The organism is Streptomyces beijiangensis (genome assembly GCF_017315755.1).
GTDB classification, from domain to species: Bacteria; Actinomycetota; Actinomycetes; order Streptomycetales; family Streptomycetaceae; genus Streptomyces; species Streptomyces beijiangensis.
On the sequence record NZ_JAFLRJ010001535.1, the window covers coordinates 1 to 299 of the forward strand.

At 75.3% G+C, this 299-nt stretch carries 1 protein-coding gene; it reads left to right on the top strand.

The genetic code is table 11. From position 1 onward, the window contains the following. Window positions 1-299, top strand: a 299-nt coding sequence (locus J0695_RS42580; RefSeq protein WP_206970136.1) for a glycosyltransferase, incomplete at both ends; no start/stop codon positions are given.

Here is a 299-nt window from a genome sequence, read left to right on the forward strand (position 1 = left end):
ACCTCGAGCACTGCCGGGAACTGGCCGCGCGGCTCTTCCCGGACGGGGCCGGGGGCCCGCACGCCGACGGCGCCGGTCCGGTGTCCTTCGAGGAGATCGGCGGCCCGGGGCTCACCGGTCCCGCCGACGCGTATGCCGCAGGTGCCGTGACCGTTCTGTCCAGCGTGGTCGAAGGCTTCCCCACCGGGCTCGTCGAGGCGATGTTCGCCGGCCGCGCGACGGTGTCCACGGACGTCGGGGCGGTGGTCGAGGTCATCGGCGGCACCGGACTCGTCGTACCGCCGCGCGATCAGCGGGCG